Source organism: Streptomyces sp. NA02950 (assembly GCF_013364155.1).
In the GTDB taxonomy this organism is placed as follows: domain Bacteria; phylum Actinomycetota; class Actinomycetes; order Streptomycetales; family Streptomycetaceae; genus Streptomyces.
Map to the genome: position 1 here is coordinate 6,979,363 of NZ_CP054916.1, position 17,047 is coordinate 6,996,409.

Annotated in this window: 18 protein-coding genes; 9 read left to right on the top strand and 9 right to left on the bottom strand. The window is 70.9% G+C overall.

Annotated features, from left to right (window positions below; all coding sequences use genetic code 11):
* The first annotated feature begins 76 nt into the window (after positions 1-76).
* From HUT19_RS30680 to HUT19_RS30690, 3 genes are all read left to right on the top strand, one after another.
* The gene (locus HUT19_RS30680; RefSeq protein ID WP_176183561.1) at positions 77-1,021 is read left to right on the top strand and encodes a PAC2 family protein; all 945 of its coding nucleotides are present in this window, start codon (positions 77-79) and stop codon (positions 1,019-1,021) included.
* A 25-nt stretch (positions 1,022-1,046) separates the two neighbouring features.
* Positions 1,047-1,649, top strand: a complete 603-nt coding sequence (gene coaE / locus HUT19_RS30685; RefSeq protein ID WP_176183562.1) for a dephospho-CoA kinase — start codon at positions 1,047-1,049, stop codon at positions 1,647-1,649.
* 120 nt (positions 1,650-1,769) lie between these two features.
* The gene (locus HUT19_RS30690) at positions 1,770-2,168 is read left to right on the top strand and encodes a tetratricopeptide repeat protein (RefSeq protein ID WP_176183563.1); all 399 of its coding nucleotides are present in this window, start codon (positions 1,770-1,772) and stop codon (positions 2,166-2,168) included.
* A gap of 61 nt (positions 2,169-2,229) precedes the next feature.
* On the opposite strand, the gene HUT19_RS30695 is transcribed toward HUT19_RS30690, so the two are convergent.
* A complete protein-coding gene (locus HUT19_RS30695) occupies positions 2,230-2,550 on the bottom strand; it encodes a DUF6343 family protein (RefSeq protein ID WP_254886245.1) in 321 nt (106 codons plus the stop codon).
* Positions 2,551-2,664: 114 nt separating this feature from the next.
* Between HUT19_RS30695 and HUT19_RS30700 the strand changes: the two genes are divergently transcribed.
* Positions 2,665-3,873, top strand: coding sequence for an ADP-ribosylglycohydrolase family protein (locus tag HUT19_RS30700; protein ID WP_176183565.1), 1,209 nt, complete (start codon positions 2,665-2,667; stop codon positions 3,871-3,873).
* A 161-nt stretch (positions 3,874-4,034) separates the two neighbouring features.
* Here the strand turns inward: HUT19_RS30700 and HUT19_RS30705 are convergent, their stop codons facing one another.
* Together HUT19_RS30705 and HUT19_RS30710 are read right to left on the bottom strand one after the other, a co-directional pair.
* Entirely contained in the window at positions 4,035-4,640 is a 606-nt protein-coding gene (locus HUT19_RS30705; protein ID WP_176183566.1) for a TetR/AcrR family transcriptional regulator, read from the bottom strand.
* Between the two features lie 74 nt (positions 4,641-4,714).
* Positions 4,715-5,938 carry an aromatic acid exporter family protein gene (locus tag HUT19_RS30710; RefSeq protein ID WP_217712293.1) on the bottom strand — a complete coding sequence of 408 codons (1,224 nt, stop codon included), beginning with the start codon at positions 5,936-5,938 and terminating at the stop codon, positions 4,715-4,717.
* Positions 5,939-6,007: 69 nt separating this feature from the next.
* Here HUT19_RS30710 and HUT19_RS30715 point away from each other — a divergent pair, with 69 nt between their 5' ends.
* A complete protein-coding gene (locus tag HUT19_RS30715) occupies positions 6,008-6,502 on the top strand; it encodes a type II toxin-antitoxin system PemK/MazF family toxin (RefSeq protein WP_176183568.1) in 495 nt (164 codons plus the stop codon).
* 25 nt (positions 6,503-6,527) lie between these two features.
* On the opposite strand, the gene HUT19_RS30720 is transcribed toward HUT19_RS30715, so the two are convergent.
* The gene (locus HUT19_RS30720) at positions 6,528-7,073 is read right to left on the bottom strand and encodes a DUF1697 domain-containing protein (protein WP_176183569.1); all 546 of its coding nucleotides are present in this window, start codon (positions 7,071-7,073) and stop codon (positions 6,528-6,530) included.
* Between the two features lie 155 nt (positions 7,074-7,228).
* On the opposite strand from HUT19_RS30720, the gene HUT19_RS30725 reads away from it, so the two are divergent.
* On the top strand, positions 7,229-7,876 hold the full coding sequence (locus tag HUT19_RS30725; RefSeq protein ID WP_176183570.1) for a uridine kinase: 648 nt from the start codon (positions 7,229-7,231) through the stop codon (positions 7,874-7,876).
* Between the two features lie 33 nt (positions 7,877-7,909).
* Here HUT19_RS30725 and HUT19_RS30730 read toward each other — a convergent pair whose 3' ends face one another.
* The 5 genes from HUT19_RS30730 to HUT19_RS30750 all read right to left on the bottom strand — a co-directional run bounded on the left by HUT19_RS30730 (position 7,910) and on the right by HUT19_RS30750 (position 11,604).
* Positions 7,910-8,569: a DUF4360 domain-containing protein gene (locus HUT19_RS30730; protein WP_176183571.1), complete on the bottom strand. Its 660-nt coding sequence runs from the start codon at positions 8,567-8,569 to the stop codon at positions 7,910-7,912.
* Positions 8,570-8,650: 81 nt separating this feature from the next.
* Positions 8,651-9,304, bottom strand: a complete 654-nt coding sequence (locus tag HUT19_RS30735) for a DUF4360 domain-containing protein (RefSeq protein WP_176183572.1) — start codon at positions 9,302-9,304, stop codon at positions 8,651-8,653.
* A 379-nt stretch (positions 9,305-9,683) separates the two neighbouring features.
* Positions 9,684-10,220, bottom strand: coding sequence for a methylated-DNA--[protein]-cysteine S-methyltransferase (locus HUT19_RS30740; protein WP_176187486.1), 537 nt, complete (start codon positions 10,218-10,220; stop codon positions 9,684-9,686).
* Positions 10,221-10,407: 187 nt separating this feature from the next.
* Positions 10,408-11,289: a glycerophosphodiester phosphodiesterase family protein gene (locus HUT19_RS30745; protein ID WP_176183573.1), complete on the bottom strand. Its 882-nt coding sequence runs from the start codon at positions 11,287-11,289 to the stop codon at positions 10,408-10,410.
* Between the two features lie 114 nt (positions 11,290-11,403).
* A complete protein-coding gene (locus tag HUT19_RS30750) occupies positions 11,404-11,604 on the bottom strand; it encodes a DUF4177 domain-containing protein (protein ID WP_176183574.1) in 201 nt (66 codons plus the stop codon).
* A 143-nt stretch (positions 11,605-11,747) separates the two neighbouring features.
* On the opposite strand from HUT19_RS30750, the gene uvrB reads away from it, so the two are divergent.
* The 3 genes from uvrB (at position 11,748) to HUT19_RS30765 (ending at position 16,794) form a co-directional block, all read left to right on the top strand.
* Complete coding sequence (gene uvrB / locus HUT19_RS30755) at positions 11,748-13,883, top strand: excinuclease ABC subunit UvrB (protein ID WP_176183575.1); 2,136 nt, start codon at positions 11,748-11,750, stop codon at positions 13,881-13,883.
* A gap of 275 nt (positions 13,884-14,158) precedes the next feature.
* A complete protein-coding gene (locus tag HUT19_RS30760; protein ID WP_176183576.1) occupies positions 14,159-14,737 on the top strand; it encodes a TerD family protein in 579 nt (192 codons plus the stop codon).
* A gap of 134 nt (positions 14,738-14,871) precedes the next feature.
* A complete protein-coding gene (locus HUT19_RS30765) occupies positions 14,872-16,794 on the top strand; it encodes a TerD family protein (RefSeq protein ID WP_176183577.1) in 1,923 nt (640 codons plus the stop codon).
* Positions 16,795-17,047: the final 253 nt, after the last annotated feature.

A 17,047-nucleotide genomic window follows, 5' to 3' on the forward strand; every position in this document is an offset into this window, starting at 1 on the left:
AGTTCGGACCCGGCCGGGAATGCTCCCGCCCCTGTTCGGTGTTCTTGGATGTGGAACACGAGGAGGAGCGGTCACAGTGCTAGATCCGCAGGATTTGTACGCATGGGAGTCGAGCGGACTCGCGGAGGTCGACGCGATTGCCTCCCGGGACTCGGCCGGGCTGGTGCTGCTCTACCACTTCGACGGCTACATCGACGCCGGGGAGACCGGTGACCAGATCGTCGAGCGACTGCTGGACGGGCTGCCGCACCAGGTCGTCGCCCGCTTCGACCACGACCGGCTGGTCGACTACCGGGCCCGGCGCCCCCTGCTGACCTTCCAGCGCGACCGCTGGACCGACTACGAGGTCCCGGCCATCGAGCTCCACCTGGTGCGGGACGCGACCGCGGCGCCCTTCCTGCTGCTCACCGGCCCCGAGCCGGATGTGGAGTGGGAGCTGTTCGCGGCGGCCGTACGCCAGTTGGTGGAGCGGCTCGGGGTGCGCCTCGCGGTGAACTTCCACGGCATACCCATGGGCGTTCCGCACACCCGCCCGGTCGGGATCACCCCGCACGGCAACCGCACCGATCTGACGCCCGGCCACCGAGGGGTTTTCGAGGAGGCCCAGGTGCCCGGGAGCGCCGCGGCGCTGATCGAGTACCGGCTCGTCGAGGCGGGTCACGATGTGCTCGGCGTCGCCGCGCACGTACCGCACTACCTGGCCCGCTCCGCCTATCCGGACGCGGCGCTCACCGCGCTCGAGACGGTCACCGCGGCCACCGGTCTGGTGCTGCCGGGCGCCGCCCACGCGCTGCGCACCGAGGCGCTGAAGGCGCAGGAGGAGATCGAGCGGCAGATCTCCGAGGGCGATGAGGAACTGGTCGCGCTGGTACGGGGGCTTGAGCACCAGTACGACGCGGTGGCCGGGGCCGAGACCCGCGGCAATCTGGTCGCGGAACCGGCCGAGCTGCCCTCGGCGGAGGAGCTGGGCGCCGAGTTCGAGCGCTTCCTCGCCGAGCGGGAGGGCGAGGGCGGTGGCTGACCGGGGCCCCGTATAGCGTGGCCCCATGCTGAAGCTGGGGCTCACGGGTGGAATCGGCGCGGGCAAGAGCGAAGTGTCACGCATTCTGTCCTCGTACGGAGCGGTGCTGATCGACTCGGACCGGATCGCCCGTGAGGTGGTCGAGCCGGGTACTCCCGGACTCGCTGCGGTCGTCGCCGAGTTCGGGCCCGAGGTGCTCACCGCCGACGGCAGCCTGGACCGGCCCGCGCTGGGCGGGATCGTCTTCAGTGACTCCGAGCGGCTGCGCGCCCTGAACGCGATCGTGCACCCGCTGGTCCGCGAGCGCTCCGCCGAGCTCGAGGACGCCGCCGGATCCGACGCCGTGGTGGTCCATGACGTCCCGCTCCTCACCGAGAACGGTCTGGCCCCGCTCTACGACGTCGTGGTGGTCGTCGACGCCTCGCCCGAGACCCAGCTCGACCGGCTGGTCCGGCTGCGCGGTATGGCCGAGGACGAGGCGCGGGCCCGGATGGCGGCGCAGGCGACGCGCGCCGAGCGGCTGGCCGTCGCCGATGTGGTCATCGACAACGACGGCCCGCTGGAGGCGCTGGAGCCACAGGTCCGCACGGTCTGGACGGAGCTGGTGGAGCGGGCGGCCGGGAGCTGATCGGGTCTGGCGGGGGGCCCGACGGGGAATGAGGTGGGCGGGGCGGTTGTTGTGCTGCCCGTACCGATTGCCGTTCCGCCGCCGATCATCGTTGTCCGTGCCCGGGGGAAGGAAACCGCCGTGCCCCAGCCCACGCCCGAGACCCATGTCATCGACTTCCGCGCCGCGGAGCAGCTGCTCGCCGCCCGGGACCCGCGCGGTGCCGTCAAGCTGCTCGACTCGGTGATCACCGCCCACCCGGAGAACACCGCGGCCCGGCTGCTGCGGGCCCGTGCCTTTTTCGGCGCGGCCCAGCTGCGCTCGGCGGAGCTGGAGTTCCAGTTGGTGCTGGAGCGCGAGCCGGACAATGCCTTCGCCCATTTCGCCCTGGCCCGCACCCTGGAGCGGGCCAACCGGCCGGAGGAGGCCACCCGCCACTTCCGGCTGGCGGCGGCGCTGGACCCGCGCCCGGACTTCGTCGAGGCGGCGCGGTTCGGCGAGCGGGGCGCCCGGGGCGACCGGGGCACGCAGGGCGAGTAACGGGGCGCGAGCGACGGAGGCCGGGGCGCGAGCGACGGAGGTCGGGGGGCGGCCGGGGGTCTCACCCTCGGCGACCCCGCGCACCCCGTCCGTGGTCCCCGGCCATCCACCGGCCGCGCCCCCTGGCCGGGGCGTACGGCGGTACGTCTCGTCCGGGCTGGTAGTGCGGCCCCTGCCGGATGTGCCGGATGACCAGGGCGAGATCGGTGAGGGTGAGGGCGGTGAGCACCGCACAGGCGGCCGCCCAGCCGGGCCGGCCGGTGACCGCGAAGGCCACCGTGCCCCCGAGGGTCCAGAGCAGCCCCCATGCGGCGAGCCAGAACCGCATCCGCAGCGGGCTGCGCGCGTGCAGGGGCTCATCACCCGTCCGGATGAAGCGCATCGACACGGTCATGCACCTCCCAGGTTCTCCCTCTTCGAATCTAACGCCGCCCGGCCCGTCGCGGAGACCTGCGATCATGTCCGTGAGCACATCGCACCGGATGAGGAGCCGCCAGTGATCCGCCAGTCATGGGACGAATCGGCCGCCCGGCGGGCCCGGATCCGGGGCTGTCTGCTGGGCGGCGCGATCGGCGATGCCCTGGGCAACCCGGTCGAGTTCCTCTCCCTGCGGGCGATCCGCGAGACCCACGGGGCCGCGGGTGTCACCACGCTCGTCCCGGACGGCAGCGGCGCCGTGGGCCGGGTCACCGACGACACCCAGATGACCCTGTTCACCGCCGAGGGCCTGATACGGGCGCACGCCAGGGCCATGTCCAAGGGCATCGGCGGCGCCGAGACCGCCCTCGTCCGCAATGCCTATCTGCGCTGGCTCGACACCCAGAACCACCCCGCGCCGCCGCCCGCCCAGGACGCGTTCGACCCGGTCCGCTCCGGCTGGCTGCGCCACGAGCCCTGGCTGTACGCCCGCCGCGCCCCCGGCAACGCCTGCCTCTCCGGGCTGGCGGAGGAGCACATCCCCGCCCCGCACGATCCGCTCGACGGCCGCCCCGGCCCGGTGAACTCCGGCTCCAAGGGCTGTGGCACCGTCATGCGCTCGGCCCCGTTCGGGCTGGTCGGCCTGGACCCCCGCGGCTCCTTCGAACTCGCCGCCCACTGCGCCCAGATCACCCACGGCCACCCCACGGGCTACTACGCCGCGGGCGCCCTGGCCGCGATGATCGCGTGCCTGCTCGACGGTGAATCCCTCGAGGGCGCCGCCCTGCGTACCCTGGAGATCCTCGCCCGCTACCCGCGCCACGAGGAGACCACCGCCGCGCTGCGCAAGGCGATCGACCTGGCCGCCGAGGGCGAGCCGTCCCCGGAGAAGACCGAATCGCTGGGCGGCGGCTGGATCGCCGAGGAGGCGCTCGCCATCGGCGTGTACTGCGCCCTGGCCCGGACCCCGGACCAGCAGATCTCCTACGGCCCCGGCGGCTTGATCAGCTATGACCCGATGCCGCCGCGCACCCCGCTCCAGGCCGCCCTGCTGCTGTCGGTGAACCACTCCGGCGACAGCGATTCGACCGGCTCCATCTGCGGCAATCTCCTCGGCGCCCAGCACGGCGACCATCGCCTTCCGCCGGCCTGGCTGGCCCGGATCGAGGGCCGCGGGGTGATCGCCGAACTCGCCGACGACGTGGCCTTCGAGTTCCACCGCTCGGTCGAGCTCTACGAGCCCTACGAGGACCTGGTCTTCCCCCGGGACCGCTACCCCGTCGGCTGAGTGAGCTCAGCCGGTAGGTGGTGTACTCCACCCGCTGCCCGTCCCGGACCAGCTCCCGCCCGGCCACGACCTTTGAGCCGAAGCCCGCTTCGGCCACGAGCCACCGGCGGATGCGGTCGGCCTGTTCGGAGGACATGGTCGGGGTGTGCGCCGGGGGTCGGTCATGTGCCCGCCCCCGTGGACAGACCGCGCAGGGTGAGGCCGATGAGCCGGCGCAGGCGCTCGCTGAGGACGGCCGGCGGGTCGGGCTCCTGGGCGAGACCGGTGAGGGCGTCCACCAGCAGGGCGGCGGCGTCCTGGGCGGAGAGGACGTCGTCCAGGAGGTCGAGGTCCGCCGCTGCGGAGTCCAGTACGGCCGCGACCACGGCGATCAGACGGGTTCTCAGGGCGGCGGAGAGGTTTCCGGCCGCCCCGGTGGCGTCGCCGAGCGCGGCGGACTCGGCGAACAGCTCCTTGCGCGCGTTCGCGTCGAGGGTTCCGGCGGAGAGCTCCAGCTTCACCGTCAGCACGCCGAACAGCCGGTCCGCCGTACTGCCTTCGGCTTCGGCCGCCTTCTCAGCGGTGCGGATCATCTGGTCGACCAGCCGGGTCCCCACGGTCCGGAAGATGTCCTCCTTACCGCCGAAGTGCTGGTAGAGGGCGGGGCGGGACATGGACGACGCCTGGGCCAGGAGGTCCATGGAGGTGAGCCGGTAGCCGTAGCGGCCGAAGACACCGAGGGCCGCGTCGAGGATCTGGTCGCGTTTGGCGGTTGCGTCACGTGGCATTCTGACAGAATGAGTCGATAGTGTCAGAGTGTCAATGGCGTGGTGCCGCAGACGCGTTGATCCACGCCGGGTGCTCAGCTCGCCGACGAGCGCTCCGAGCGGCCGCGGCCGAACCAGCGCTGGATCCTGCTCAGGAAGGGGAAGCGCTCGTGCTTCTCCCGGGCGCTGCGGTCCAGCTCCTCCATCAGCCGCTTGGAGCGCTGTTCCATGTCCAGCTCGGCGAGGATGCGGTCGGTCTCCGCGAGCAGGGCCCCTTGGAGCTGCCACTGCCGGGGGTGCTCCTGGACGCGCCGCAGCAGGATGCGGGCGACGTGGTCACGGCTGGTGTGCGCCTTGGCCAGCTCGTTCGCCAGCCGGGACTCGGCCTCCTCGGCGTTGGCGCTGATGGGGCTGGTGACCAGTACCGCGAAGCTCTCGACGGCCGAGGCCATATGGACGAAGAGGCCGTACAACTCGTCCGCCACGTCCGGCGGGAAGAGCGGCTCCTCGACCCGCTCCTTGGCCAGGTCGGTCAGGGTGCGGGTGAGCACCCGCAGGACGACCGTGCAGATCTCCAGCGTGTCCAGTCCGGTGCGCAGCACCACGCGGTGCAGCACTCCCTCCTTGACGCGGGGGTTGAGCCGTACGCTGTCCTCCGCCTGCCGCAGGGCGGCGTCCACCTGGGTGATGTCGTGGTCGAGGCGGCGGGCCTCGTGGAGCCGGGCGGCGGCGCGTTCCACCGGGGTGGGACTGCCGAGCTCCTCGGCCATGTGCAGCAGCAGCTGACGCATCCGCCGGGCCAGGTCCTCGATGGACTTGCCGGCCGACTCCACCCAGACCGGGGGCGCGAGCAGGAAGTTGAAGAGCAGTCCGACCACGGCGCCGATCAGTGTCTCCAGCACCCGGTCCCAGGCGGTGTTGGTCACCTGGGTCACGCCGAGGACGAGCATCGCGCTGATCGCCACCTCGGGCACGAACTCGCTCACCCGCGCGAAGTGGCCGGCCGTCAGCGAGGCCAGGATGATCAGTCCCAGGCTCCACCAGGACAGCCCCATCAGCACGCTGAAGGCGATGGCGATCAGCACGCCCACGACCACCGCGTTGACCCTGCGGATCCCGGTGGTGAGGGTCGCGTACAGGGTGACCTGGACAACGAGGAGGGCGGTGAGCGGCGCGGTCAGCGGGGCGGGCTCGCTGCTGAGCTCCAGCGCGACGATGTAGGCGATGGTCGCGGCCGCCGCGGAACGCAGCGTCTGCACGACGACCGGGTCACTGCGCCGTTTGACGAGGTCCGCCACCGGATCGAAAACTTCTGGCACGTTACTGCCCCTTCCACCCGGGGGGACCTGGCATGACATCCGCTTTCGCGGACGGGCTAACGTGTGGGGATGATCAGGCCATTCCATCGGAATCACGCCACGAGCGGAACCCGCGCGACCGAGGAGGGCGACGGCACCGCGCTCCCGGGGAGCACCGGCACCGCCGCCACGGTCGAGGCCCATCCGCGCCAGGTCGGCCGGGTGCGCACGGAGTACGCACCGGACCCGGACGGCGATCCGGACCCCGGGGAGATCGTCTGGACCTGGGTGCCGTACGAGGAGAACGACGGGCGCGGCAAGGACCGTCCGGTGCTGGTGGTGGCGCGGGAGCGGGGCGGCACTCTGCTGGCCGTCCAGTTGTCCAGCAAACGGCACGACGAGGACCGCGAGTGGGTGCCGATAGGCTCCGGGCCGTGGGACCGGGCCGGGCGGGAGTCCTGGGTGGATCTGGACCGGGTGCTGCGGGTGCACCCGGAGGGCATGCGCCGGGAGGCGTGTGCGCTGGACCGGCCGCGCTTCGACCGGGTCGTGGTGCGGCTGCGGCAGCGCTACGGCTGGAGCTGAGCGGCCGGGCGCGCCGGGCCGGGCGTCAGACCGCGTCGGCGAGGGCCAGCAGCTTGGTGACCGTGTTCCAGTTGCGGGCGGTCAGCAGCACACCGAGCCGGATGCCGGTGACCTTCGCGGCCAGCTTGGAGCGCCCGAGCCCGTCCGGGCAGTGCAGATAGATCTCGCGCCCGACGAGGCGGAAGCTGTCGGGGGCGTGGCCGGGCTGGTCCAGGGCGTCGAGGGGGGCGGTGTCCGCCGGTACGTCCGACAGGAACACCACATGCAGCGTCTTGGGCTCGGCCGTGGCCCCGGGGTACGGATTGGCCGCCACGGCGGCGGCCAGCTCGTCCCGGGTGCGGACCATCACCGGCACCGGGAAGCCGAGGTCGGCGGCGAAGCACTCCTCCAGGGCGCGGGCCGTCTCCTCGGGCGGGGTGCCGGGGTCGGCGAACACGATATTGCCGGTCTGGAGGTGGACGGTGACGTCCTTGAACCCGAGGCCGGCCATCAGCTCGCGCTGCCGAGCCATCGGGAACTTCTTGTTGCCGCCCACGTTGATGCCGCGGAGCAGCGCTATCTGGGATGCCATGGCCGTACTCTCCTCGTGCACCGGTCTGCGCTCGTGGACCGGACGCTCCGATCGTACGACCCGGGTCCGACAGCGGCCCCGGCCCGACGGCGGCCCCGGCCCGACGGCGGCCCCGGGCCCGCGGCAGGGTTGCGGGTCCGGGGCATGATGGGGGCGTGCGGCTGGAAGCGATCACCTGGGAACGGCTGACCGACACCACCGCCGACCGGATCGCCGGGCTGACGGCGGCGGACGGCGGCCCCTGGCTCAGGGTGGCGGTCGACGGCGCTCCGGCGGCGGACACCGGGCGGCTGGCCGGTGAGCTCGCCGAGGGCCTGCGGCTGCGCGGGCGCCCGGTGCTCGTGGTCGCCGCGGCCGGGTTCTGGCGGCCCGCCTCACTGCGTCTGGAGTGGGGGCGACGGGACCCGGACGCGTACTACGACCGCTGGCTCGACACCGGGGCGCTGTGGCGGGAGGTCTTCACCCCGCTGGAGGCTGGGCCGGACGCGACCGGCCGGGTGCTGCCCGATCTGTGGGATCCGGTGACCGACCGGGCCACCCGCTCCCCGTACACCGAACTGCCGCCGGGCGGGGTGCTGCTGCTCCATGGCTCGCTGCTGCTGGGGCACTGGTTCCCGTTCGATCTGTCGGTGCATCTGCGGCTGTCCCCGGCCGCCCTCGCCCGCCGCACCGGCGAGGACGAACGGTGGACCCTGCCCGCGTTCGCGCGCTACGAGGACGAGGTGCGGCCCGACGAGACGGCGGACGTCGTGGTGCGGGTGGACGACCCCCGGCATCCGGCATGGCGCCGCCCGGAGGCATGAATCCCGACTCCGGGCGGCGTGCGACAGGTGGCCCTACTTCCGCTCCGGGCACTCCTTCCAGGCGAAGTGATAGGTGGTGCTCACATCGCCGTCGGTGGAGTCCATCGTCATGAAGCTGGTGGTGTCACGAGTGTTGGAGGTACCCGCGTTGACCCGCAGCTCCGTGTTGATGTTGAAGTTCCGCAGTTCACCACAGGGCGACCACACCACGGTGGCGATATCGGCGGTGTCGGTCGTCTGCCAGTTGTCGTCGTACGGCCCGTTGAAATCATGGGCGTTGGACGTGGTCTGCGACTGGCCCTGGAAGTAGTACGAGGCTTTCTCCACGCTGGAGGCGCCCTTTTCCAGATGTGCGAAGCCGCGGTAGTCGACGCTGGCGATCGCGTAGCTGAAGCCCTGCGGAACATGGGTGATCAGGCTCAGCTGACAGTTCTTCCGGAAGTCGGTCGGCTTGGCGCCCTTGCCCACCTGGGCGAGATAGTCGCTGTAGGTGACGGTGAACGCCGTATTGTCCTCGGAGACGGCCACCGCCGCCGTACCCGCCGGACAGCCCGATCCGTTCACCGTCGCCACGGTGATCACGATCTTGTCGGGTGGCACGGTGCCGAACGGTGGTTGTGCGGGACCCTGAGAGGCCATCGTCGAGGCGAATAACGCCGTGATCACACCGCTTGTGTAGAGAACACCGGGCATGATTCTCCATTCAATCATCGGGCTGACGGCGGCGGGGATCCGGGTGGGGGCCGAAGCCGTCGTGGCAGTTGGATTGCTGCACTACCGGGAGGAGGAAGGACATTCCTTCCAGGCGAGGTGGTAAATGGTGTTGACCCCGCCGTCGGTGGAGTCCATGGCCATGAAGCTGGTGCTGCCCGCCGGTGAGGAACCGGCGTTCACCCGGAGTTCGGAGTTGATGTTGAGGTTCCGGTCCTGGCCGCAGGGGGCCCAGACCAGTGCGCTGTAGTCGGTGCTGTCGGTGGTCTGCCAGTTGTCGCGGTACGGACCGTTGAAGTCATGGGTCCGCGAGGCGGTGTCCGCCGAACCCTGGAAGTAGTAACTCGCTTTCTCGGTCCCGCGGGCGCCCCTCTGTAGCGAGGCATAGCCGCGGTAGTCGACCTCGGCGATGGCGTAGGTGAAGCCCTGCGGGATATGTACATCCAGGTTGAGCTGGCAGTTCTTCCGGATGTCGGTCGGGTCCGCATCGGGGCCCACCTGGGCGAGGTAGTCGCTGTAGGTGACGGTGAACGCCGTGTTGTCGCCGGCCACCGCGACGGCCGCGGTCCCTTTCGGGCAACCCGATCCGTTCACGGTCCTGACGTTCACCTGGATCTTTTCCGGGGGGACGTCGGGGGCCGGGGAAACGCCTTGGGTGGAAAGGGCCGAGGCGAATAACGCAGCGGCCGCGCCACCGGCGAGCAGTACACCGGACATGGCACTCCAATTCGATCATTGACGGGGACGTGGTTGAGCCGTGAGGGGACGCGCAGGTGTTTCGAGGGAGTGCGGAAGAACGCGGTACGGACAACGCGGTACAAGAACGCCGTACGAAGAGCGCGGTGCGGAAGAGCTGTTGAGCGGAACAGCTGCGCGAGAGGTGCCCAGCGGATGGCAGAATGCCAGGGCAGTGAGCGTCAGAAATGTGCGCCCGACGCATTCTTGCCCGGTGCGGGTCCGCGAGCGCTCCTAAGATAAGGGCGGGCGCCATCCACGACAAGTGGAACGGGTATTTCCCGGGCAAGATATTTTCCGGCCCGCCGCACCGGCGAAGAGGCGGACCGGAGAGGGAATCGGAACGGAACAGCGGCCCCGGTCAGAACAGCGGCTGCGGAAGAACGCCTTCCAGCGCCAGAAGGGCACGCTTGGTCTCCAGCCCGCCACCGAAGCCGCCGATACCGCCGTCGCTCTCGACGACGCGGTGGCACGCGACCACGACCGGCAGCGGATTGCCGCCCATGGCCATACCCACGGCACGGGCGGCGCCCGGTTCACCGACCCGGTTCGCGAGGTCCTGATAGCCCACCACCGTGCCGTACGGGACGCCGTCGGCCAGTTCGCGCAGCACCCGGCGGTTGAAGCCGGTGGTCAGCGACCAGTCCAGGGGGACGGTGAACTCCTTGAGGCCACCGGCGAAGTAGCCCGTCAGCTGCCCGGTCGCCGCGGCGAGGGTCCCGGCCCGGTGCGGCGCGGGCGCGGGTCCGGTGCCCAGACGGCGGGTGAGCCGGGAGACCGCCTCCGCCGCCGTTTTCCCGTCGGCGTGGAAGACCACCAGGGCCAGCCCCTGGTCGGTGGCCGCGAGCAGCAGCGGGCCGATGGGGGTGTCCAGCACCTCCCAGGACCAGGCGCGTATCTCCGGCCGTCCCGGGGTGCCCTGCTCGGGGGCCTGCTGCTCCGGGGTGTCCCGCTCCGGGTCCTGCCGCTCTGCGATCGTCACGGTTCCAGCCTAGGCGCGGGCACCGACAGCGCCCCGGCGGCCGTCGGCCACCGGGGCGCTCCCTCGCACGCCAGGCCCCGCCCAAGGGCCCGTACCGGACAGGTCAGTCGAGGTCGTCCAGGGCGTCCCGGACCACATCGGGTTTGTTGGTGATGATGCCGTCCACCCCCATCCGCGCGACCGAGACCGCCGCCGGGCCGTCGTTCACGGTCCAGGTGAAGACCTCCAGCGGACGCCCGTGCGCGCCGCGCACCGCGTGGACCGCGGCCACGTACCCGCTGTCGATGGTCCGGTAGCTGGGGTTGATCTGGTCGGCGAACTCCGCGTACTGCGGAAGGTCGTCGGCGGCGGGGGTGCCCAGATAGCCGGTCGTGACGTCCGGCCGCAGCTGGTGGACCGTGCGCATGGAGGTCGCGTTGAAGCTCTGGATGATCAGCCGGTGCTTGTACTTGCCCTTGAGCCAGCCCTCCCGGCGCAGCTCGCGCAGGGACTGGCGCTCGATGCCGGGGTAGAGCTCGGGGGCCTTGAGCTCCATCAGAAGCCTTTGGTGGTTGTCGGAAACCCGGTCCAGGTACTCCTCGAGGGTCGGCACGGTCTCGCCCGCGAACTCGGGGCTGAACCAGCTTCCGGCGTCCAGCTTCTCGATCTCGTCGAGGGTGAAGTCGGAGATCTTCCAGGGCGCGCGGTCCGGGAAGACCTCCTCGACGTTCGTGGTCCGGTCGAGCGTGGTGTCGTGCATGATGATCAGCTCGCCGTCCCTGGTGCGCTGGACGTCGTTCTCCACCCAGTCGATGCCGAGCTCGTCGGCCGCGTCGACGGCGGCGAGGGTGTTCTCGGGGGCGTAGGCGGAGGCGCCCCGATGCGCCACGGTGATCGTGTGGTGGTGCGGATGACCGGCGGCCCCGGCCGCGGTCACGGGGAGGAGGAAGAGCGCGGACATACCCAGGAGCGCGCCGGTCAACGCGGCGGCAGGACGGATCTGCATACGGACTCCTCGCGTCGTATGACTCGCGAATGGCTCGCGAACGGCCAGAGGGTCCCAGATGGTCCGTACCTCGGGATAGGTATCGGACGGGGGAATCGGTCCGTCCCGTGCGGATCAGCCCCGCGGACGCTCGAAGGTGACGAGCAGGCCCTCCACCGCGCCCGGTCCGACCCGGCCCTTCACATCCGCGCTCGTTATCGTCTTCACCCGCCAGCCGTCGGCCGCGTACTTGTTCAGCAGGTCCTCGACCTTGTCGGCCGACATCTTCCCGCCGATCAGACCCTCACGGATCTGGATCACCTTGTACTCGTACATGATCGGTTCCCTTCGTTCCGGGGTGGTCAGGGGCCGCCCGGAGGCCGTGGAAACCGCCCGGCGGCCCGTCCGGGCCAGGCTACGGGGCGGCTGCCGGGGCGATCGCCCCTCCGTTGTCAGTGGCGAGTCGTACGGTGGGTGACATGCGGCCCGTAACCCAGATCGAACGCAAGGTGGCGCCCTTCGAGGTCGTCAGCCCGTACCAGCCCAGTGGTGACCAGCCCACGGCCATCGCCGACCTCGACCGGCGCATCCGGGCCGGTGAGAAGGATGTCGTGCTCCTCGGCGCGACCGGCACCGGAAAGTCCGCCACCACCGCGTGGATGATCGAGAAGCTCCAGCGGCCGACACTCGTCATGGCGCCCAACAAGACACTGGCCGCCCAGCTCGCCAATGAGTTCCGCGAGCTCCTGCCGAACAACGCCGTCGAGTACTTCGTCTCGTACTACGACTACTACCAGCCCGAGGCGTACGTTCCGCAGTCGGACACCTACATCGAGAAGGACTCCTCGATCAACGAGGAGGTGGAGCGGCTGCGCCACTCCGCCACCAACTCGCTGCTCACCCGGCGCGATGTGGTGGTCGTCGCCTCCGTCTCCTGCATCTACGGCCTGGGTACGCCGCAGGAGTACGTGGACCGCATGGTGCCGCTCAAGGTCGGCCAGGAGATCGACCGCGACCAGATGCTGCGCCGCTTCGTCGACATCCAGTACACACGCAATGACATGGCGTTCACCCGGGGCACCTTCCGGGTCCGCGGCGACACCATCGAGATCTTCCCGGTCTACGAGGAGCTCGCGGTCCGGATCGAGATGTTCGGCGACGAGATCGAGGCGCTGTCCACCCTCCACCCGCTCACCGGCGAGGTCATCACCGACGATCAGGAGCTGTACGTCTTCCCGGCCAGCCACTACGTGGCCGGTCCCGAGCGTATGGAGAAGGCCATCTCCGGGATCGAGACCGAGCTGGAGGAGACCCTCGCCCGGCTGGAGAAGCAGGGCAAGCTGCTGGAGGCCCAGCGGCTGCGGATGCGCACCACCTACGACATCGAGATGATGCGCCAGATCGGGACCTGCTCCGGTATCGAGAACTACTCGCTGCACATCGACGGCCGTGAGTCCGGATCCCCGCCGCACACCCTGCTCGACTACTTCCCGGACGACTTCCTCCTGGTCATCGACGAGTCCCATGTCACCGTGCCGCAGATCGGCGCGATGTACGAGGGCGACGCCTCCCGTAAGCGCACCCTGATCGAGCACGGCTTCCGGCTGCCCTCCGCGCTCGACAACCGCCCTCTGAAGTGGGAGGAGTTCCTCGAGCGGGTGGGGCAGACGGTCTATCTCTCCGCCACCCCCGGCCCGTACGAGCTCTCCCGCTCCGACGGCTTCGTGGAGCAGATCATCCGGCCGACCGGTCTGGTCGACCCCGAGGTAGTCGTCAAGCCCACCGACGGACAGATCGACGACCTGATCCACGAGATCCGCACCCGCACCGAGAAGGACGAGCGAGTCCTCGTCACCACCCTCACCAAGAAGATGGCCGAGGACCTCACCGACTACATGCTCGAACTGGGCATCCAGGTGCGGTATCTGCACAGCGACGTGGACACCCTGCGCCGGGTGGAGCTGCTGCGCGAGCTGCGCGCGGGCGAGTACGACGTACTGGTGGGCATCAACCTGCTGCGGGAGGGCCTGGACCTGCCGGAGGTGTCGCTGGTCGCCATCCTCGACGCCGACAAGGAGGGCTTCCTGCGCTCCGGCACCTCGCTGATCCAGACCATCGGCCGGGCCGCGCGCAATGTCTCGGGCCAGGTCCATATGTACGCCGACAAGGTCACCCCCGCGATGGAGAAGGCCATCGAGGAGACCAACCGCCGCCGCGAGAAGCAGATCGCGTACAACACCGAGCGCGGGATCGACCCCCAGCCGCTGCGCAAGAGGATCGGCGACATCGTGGCCACCCTCGCCCGCGAGGAGATCGACACCAAGGAACTGCTGGGCACCGGCTACCGCCAGGCGGACCAGGGCAAGGGCAAGGCGCCGGTGCCCGCCCTGGGGTCGCAGAAGGCGGGCCGGAAGGGCGGCAAGGCGGCCGCGGGCAAGGACGGGGCGCTGACCGACCGTCCGGCCGCCGAACTGGCCGAGCTGATCGAGGAGATGACCGACCGGATGCGGGCCGCGGCGGCGGAGCTCCAGTTCGAGGTGGCGGCCCGGCTGCGGGACGAGGTGGGGGAGTTGAAGAGGGAGCTGCGGCAGATGAAGGAGGCCGGGCTCTCCTGACCGTCCCGGCCCCCGGGGGCACGCCGGACGTCGGGCGTGCCCCGGCCGTTCCCAGTCCCGTCCTGGCTGCACCACACCGCGCCGCTCCGCGCCGTCCGGTGCCTCGTCCCCGCCGTGCCTCCGCTGTGTTGCAAGAGCGACACAAAAGCCGCTCGCCGGGCTGGAGTCCCGGCACCAGTGCATAGGGTTTTCGCAGGACCGCGCAGACGGGCGGACCAGGGCCGCGCCATGCGCGAGCCACGGGGAAATTCGAGAGACGAGAGTAGGGACAGCACGTGACGGTCAACATGTCCAAGGGTCAGGCCATCAGCCTGCAGAAGGCCGACGGGGGCACCCTGACCGCGGTGCGGATGGGGCTGGGCTGGCAGGCGGCGCCCCGCCGCGGGCTGTTCGGATCACGTACGCGGGAGATCGACCTCGACGCGTCGGCGGTGCTCTTCGCCGACCAGCAGCCCACCGACGTGGTGTTCTTCCGTCACCTGGTGAGCGACGACGGCTCGGTGCGCCACACCGGTGACAACCTGGTCGGCGGCGCGGGTCAGGGCGGCGACGACGAAGCCATCCTGGTCGACCTCCAGCGCGTTCCGGTGCACATCAACCAGATCATCTTCACCGTGAACTCCTTCACCGGCCAGACCTTCGCCGAGGTGCAGAACGCGTTCTGCCGTCTGGTGGACGAGACCAACGGCCAGGAGCTGGCGCGCTACACGCTCACCGGCGGCGGTCAGTACACCGCGCAGATCATGGCCAAGGTGCAGCGCACGGGCAACGGCTGGGAGATGAAGGCCGTGGGTGAGCCGGCCAACGGCCGTACCTTCCAGGACCTGATGCCGCACATCCTTCCGCACCTGTAAGGCGCCGCTGTCCGTCGGCCCGGTGGCGCATCCGCCCGCCGGGCCGATGTGTTCGGGGCCACGGCACACACCACCGCACCACACACTTCCGTACGCACGACGCACACGACGGAACACAACGAGGGGACGCAGCGATGACGGCCGAGCTGGTGCGGGGGCAGAACCACCCTCTGCCCCAGACCCGTTTGGAGATCCGGATCTCGGCGGGCAAACCGATCGTGGCCGGGGCGACACTCGGTGATGAACAGGGCACGGTGCACGGGGCGGAATGGGTCGCCCATCCCGCCGCGCCGCAACTGCCCGGTATCGAAGTGTCCAAGCAGGCCGCGGCGGACCACCGGCTCGCCGTCGACCTCGGCGCGCTCCCCGAGAGCGTCCACCGGGTCACCGTGCTGCTCGCGCTGCCGACCGGTGTCGGCGGCCCGGTCCGGTTCGGCTCCCTGGCTGCCCCGTTCGCGGCCGTCACCGGGCTCGACGGCGCCGAGGTGGCCAGCTACACCATCACCGGTCTGGACGCGGAGTCCGCGGTCACCGCGCTGGAGCTGTACCGCAGGCAGGGCGCCTGGAAGGTGCGCGCCGTCGGCCAGGGGTACGCGGGCGGGCTCGCCGCGATGCTCCAGGACCAGGGGCTGCCGCAGGCCGCCGAGCTCGCCGCGGAGATCAACGAGGCGGTGGCCCGGGGCATGGCCCGTTCGGTCGCCCAGCCCCCGCCCCGCTCCGGGGACGACGGACGGGTGCGGACCGCCACCGCGGGCGGCAGCTCCGAGCCCGGACCGGTCCCCGCCCAGCCGCAGAGCCCGGCCGAGCCCCCAACTCCCGCCGCGTCCGGTTCCGGAGGGCCGGTCAACTACCAGCACCCCGGCCGCCGTACGGCCACTCCGCCCACCCCGCCCCCGGTCGTGCCGCCCGCCGCGCCCGGCCGGCCCGCGCAGCCGGTCGCGGGCGACGCCTCCGGCTGGACCATGGACGAGCGGCTCTACAACCAGGTCTGGGGGATGTTCGAGGATCTGGCCCGCACCACCGCCGCCTACCGCAGCGCCGTGGACTTCGCGGACTCCCGGATGGAACAGGAGCTGGACCGGGTGCTCTCCGATCCGCGCTCCCGGATCGGCGCCGCCGCCGACACCGCCCGCGCGGAGGCCCGCGCCAAGCACACCGCCCTGGTGGATCAGGCCCGCGCCGCCCTCGACCGCGACCTGGCGCAGCTCACCGCCGAGGCCGAGGTGGTCGAGCCCGCGCTGCCGCCCGCGTACGCCCGCTGGGACAGCCCGGTCTGGCAGGGCTACCAGGTGCCGATGGAGATCCCGATGGCGCTGCGCCTGGGCGATCTGCATCTCCCCGAGGGCACCGATCTGCGGATCCCGATGCTGGTGCGGCTGCCGCTGGAGCGCGGGCTGTGGATAGACGCCGGGCGGTCCGGCTCGGCCGAGGGGGCGATGCTGGACTCCGGGGGCCTGCGCAAGCTGGCCTCGGACACCGCGGTCGCCATCGCCGCCCGGCTGCTGGCCGTCTATCCGGTGGGGGAGTTCCAGCTGAAGGTGATCGACCCGGCCGGTTCGGCTTCTGCCTCGTACGCCCCGCTGCTGGAGTCGGGCGCGCTGCGGGCGCCGGAGGCCGGGGCCCAGGGCGTGACCTCGGCGCTCGCCGCGCTGACCCGGCGGGTGGACCTGGTGCAGATGGCGGTCCGCAGCGGTGCAGCGGACGCGCTGCCGCCGGATGTGGACACCGCCGAGCAGCTGCTGATCGTCCATGACTTCCCGCACGGCTTCGACGACCGGGCCGTCACCCAGCTGCGCTATCTGGCGGACGAGGGGCCCTCGGTGGGCGTGCATCTGATGATGGTCGCCGACCGTGACGACGCACGGGGTTACGGGCCGGTGCTGGACCCGCTGTGGCGTTCGCTGCTGCGGCTCACCCCGGTCGCCGACGACCATCTCGCCGACCCGTGGGTCGGGCACGCCTGGACCTACGAGCCGTCGCTCGCCCCGGCGGGCAGCCAGGTGCTGTGGCAGGTGATGGGGCAGGTGGCCCGCGCCCGGGAGGCATACGGCAGGTAGTCCGAACAGTGCTCCACCAGGACCCCCGCGATGGCCGGTCATCCGGTCACCGCGGGTGTTCTTTGGGTTGCGCCAGGAATTGGTAACCCTTCTGACCTGGTCTTTTGTATTCTTCTTTACTCTTACATGGGTATTCCTGTACTCTCTTTTCCGCGGAGGGGAGTACTCCTGTAGCGGTGTTCCCGTCACGACGGATCGCGACCGGCTTCCTATGAGGCCGGGCGGGATCCCGGGGCACCGGCCCGTGCGTATG

Bases quoted from the DNA above. Each gene is read 5' to 3' on its own strand.
- coaE (WP_176183562.1), top strand. From the start codon at position 1,047: ATGCTGAAGCTGGGGCTCACGGGTGGAATCGGCGCGGGCAAGAGCGAA.
- HUT19_RS30695 (WP_254886245.1), bottom strand. From the start codon at position 2,550: ATGCGCTTCATCCGGACGGGTGATGAGCCCCTGCACGCGCGCAGCCCG.
- HUT19_RS30705 (WP_176183566.1), bottom strand. From the start codon at position 4,640: ATGCCACGTGACGCAACCGCCAAACGCGACCAGATCCTCGACGCGGCC.
- HUT19_RS30715 (WP_176183568.1), top strand. From the start codon at position 6,008: ATGATCAGGCCATTCCATCGGAATCACGCCACGAGCGGAACCCGCGCG.
- HUT19_RS30720 (WP_176183569.1), bottom strand. From the start codon at position 7,073: ATGGCATCCCAGATAGCGCTGCTCCGCGGCATCAACGTGGGCGGCAAC.
- HUT19_RS30730 (WP_176183571.1), bottom strand. From the start codon at position 8,569: ATGCCCGGTGTTCTCTACACAAGCGGTGTGATCACGGCGTTATTCGCC.
- HUT19_RS30735 (WP_176183572.1), bottom strand. From the start codon at position 9,304: ATGTCCGGTGTACTGCTCGCCGGTGGCGCGGCCGCTGCGTTATTCGCC.
- HUT19_RS30745 (WP_176183573.1), bottom strand. From the start codon at position 11,289: ATGCAGATCCGTCCTGCCGCCGCGTTGACCGGCGCGCTCCTGGGTATG.
- HUT19_RS30750 (WP_176183574.1), bottom strand. From the start codon at position 11,604: ATGTACGAGTACAAGGTGATCCAGATCCGTGAGGGTCTGATCGGCGGG.
- uvrB (WP_176183575.1), top strand. From the start codon at position 11,748: ATGCGGCCCGTAACCCAGATCGAACGCAAGGTGGCGCCCTTCGAGGTC.
- HUT19_RS30765 (WP_176183577.1), top strand. From the start codon at position 14,872: ATGACGGCCGAGCTGGTGCGGGGGCAGAACCACCCTCTGCCCCAGACC.